The organism is Moorena sp. SIO3I6 (genome assembly GCF_010672095.1).
Map to the genome: position 1 here is coordinate 1 of NZ_JAAHHU010000672.1, position 2,469 is coordinate 2,469.

Sequence of the window (2,469 nt, forward strand, 5' to 3'; positions counted from 1 at the left end):
TAATAAAGGGATAACTTCTAACTTCAAAACGTCTTTGCTGTATGGGTTAGTGGATCAAACTCAAATCGCTGCTCGTAGTTGGTTTTCCCGTAAATATTAAAGGTAATTGTTGGTTCATCTCCCATTGCTTCCACACTATGGATTCATCAGAGGTAAAACTAATAATATCTCCAGGGAATAGGATTTTTTCCCCTACTTGTTCGATGCGATCGCGAAAATCTGGGTCATCAGTACGCCGCCAAAAGGTGTTTTTTTCCTGGCCACTGATCACCGCTACTATTCCCCATGTACCATGGTTGTGAATCGGAGAAACTCCCACAACCAATACTGCTCCTGGTGAGAGTACTACAGAGGAAGGCAATCCTTGTGCTGGTAAAAAAAATCCTTGTGCAAGTAAAAAGAATCCTTGTGCAAGTAAATCCAATCCTTGTGCCGGTAAATAAGGTGTCTTAATGATGTCCACCTATAATCTCCCGCACCTAAGATACCCTGATCATCGGTGGATTTGCCCCTATTACTGCTGGTGTGATGGCAGCTTGGGATGTCCCTGGGGATACTACCTGGGCATACTACCTGGGCATACTAGCAGATTACTTAATTGCTGCCTCGCTGATCTCTGTCCCAGCAGCCCTTGCCTTGACCTGTAGGATTTCTAAGCCATCTGATCATAATCAGTTTGATCAAAAGTTTGACAGCTTTTAAGATGACAGCTTGTCATATAATTGAACCGTTGACAGTCATGGTTCAATTTTTTTATGAAAAACATAGCATTGAAAAAGCTACTATCACTCCTAGTGGTAACGGTCTGTATCTTAACCTTTACCTATGGTTGCGGCGGCCCAACTACAGCAACTGTTCCTCCAGAAACCACACCTGCCCCAGCTGCTGAAGTTGCCCCAGAGGCGGAAGCCCCAGCGGAAGTCCCTGAGGTGGCTGAAGAAGAACCCGCCCCAGCCGAACCCACCGAGGTGGCTGAAGAAGAACCCGCCCCAGCCGAACCCACCGAGGTCGCTGAAGAAGAACCCACTCCAGCCGAACCCACCGAGGTGGCTGAAGAAGAACCCGCCCCAGCCGAAGCCACTGAGGTGGCTGTAGCACCTGAGCCTGCTGCCGCATCTGGTCCAGAAACTTACACTGTAAAAATGGGTACAGACAGCGGGCAACTAAAATTTGACCCAAGTTCGATTACCATCAAACCGGGGGACACCGTCAAGTGGGTGATGAACAAAATTGGTCCTCATAATGTTATTGTTGAGGGCAAGGAATCACTGAGTCATAAAAACATGTTGATGTCTGCGGGTTCTTCCTATACATCTACATTTGATGAGCCTGGTAAATACTCCTACTACTGTGCCCCTCACCGTGGTGCTGGCATGGTAGGCAAAATCATTGTTGAAGCTGCATCATAGTAGCACTAGAACTAGGGCTGTTGATCAAGACTTTGAGGAATGTGAAAACTACACAGCTTTCACAAGATTAGCTATTCTAAGACTTACGCGATCGCAAATCGTGGTAGTTTGGTGAATTTAAATCAAGACTTACCCAGCAACTATAACCCTAGGGTATGACGTAAGGGCGCACGGTGTGCGCCCTTACTGCGTTTCAAGTCAGGAAGAAACCAATAAATTTGACAGCTTGTCTTTTGACGGAAAGAAAAACATGATCTGACAATCCTTTATGGACTAGCCCACTTGTTTTTTTTAATCTCATGAGACAAATTGCATTGAAAAAGCTATTATCACTCCTAGTGGTAACGGTCTGTGTCTTGACCTTTACCTATGGTTGCGCTGACTCAAGTACAGCGACTGTTCCTCCAGAAACCACACCTGCCCCAACTGCTGCAGTTGAAACAGTGGAATCCCCAGCGGAACCCACCGAAGTAGCAGAGGAAGAAACTACTCCTGCTGAACCAGAAGCAGTAGCAGAGGAAGAAACTACTCCTGCTGAGCCAGAAGCAGTAGCAGAGGAAGAAACTACTCCTGCTGAACCAGAAGAAGCAGTAGCAGAGGAAGAAACTACTCCTGCTGAACCAGAAGCAGTAGCAGAGGAAGAAACTACTCCTGCTGAACCAGAAGAAGTAGCTGTAGCACCTGAGCCTGCTGCTGAGCCAGAAGCAGTAGCAGAGGAAGAAACAGCTCCTGCTGAACCAGAAGCAGTAGCTGCAGCCATAGATCCAGCAGCCCTAGCTAAATCAGGACAAGTCTTCGCAGGGAACTGTGCCGCTTGTCATGCGGGTGGAAAGAATTTAATCAATGCCCAAAAAACTCTGAAAAAGGATGCCCTTGAGAAGTATGGCATGTACTCTAAGGACAAGATCGTTTACCAGATCACCAATGGTAAACCCCCCATGCCAGCCTTCAAAGGTCGTATACCAGCGGATCAGATTGCAGCCCTTGCTGATTATGTGCTGTATCAAGCTGACAATGGTTGGTAATAGCTTGATTCAATTGGGTTTATAAACGATTTGTA

General features: G+C 46.6%; 4 protein-coding genes. 3 read left to right on the forward strand and 1 reads right to left on the reverse strand.

Annotated elements, in window-relative coordinates; all coding sequences use genetic code 11:
- Positions 1–46: 46 nt before the first annotated feature.
- Positions 47–463 carry a hypothetical protein gene (locus F6K49_RS53885; RefSeq protein WP_366514297.1) on the reverse strand — a complete coding sequence of 139 codons (417 nt, stop codon included), beginning with the start codon at positions 461–463 and terminating at the stop codon, positions 47–49.
- Positions 464–528: 65 nt separating this feature from the next.
- On the opposite strand from F6K49_RS53885, the gene F6K49_RS41245 reads away from it, so the two are divergent.
- The 3 genes from F6K49_RS41245 (at position 529) to F6K49_RS41255 (ending at position 2,434) form a co-directional block, all read left to right on the forward strand.
- Positions 529–702, forward strand: coding sequence for a hypothetical protein (locus F6K49_RS41245; protein WP_293106850.1), 174 nt, complete (start codon positions 529–531; stop codon positions 700–702).
- 53 nt (positions 703–755) lie between these two features.
- On the forward strand, positions 756–1,409 hold the full coding sequence (gene petE, locus F6K49_RS41250; RefSeq protein WP_293106855.1) for a plastocyanin: 654 nt from the start codon (positions 756–758) through the stop codon (positions 1,407–1,409).
- 299 nt (positions 1,410–1,708) lie between these two features.
- Entirely contained in the window at positions 1,709–2,434 is a 726-nt protein-coding gene (locus F6K49_RS41255) for a c-type cytochrome (protein ID WP_293106859.1), read from the forward strand.
- The last annotated feature ends 35 nt before the right edge of the window (positions 2,435–2,469 follow it).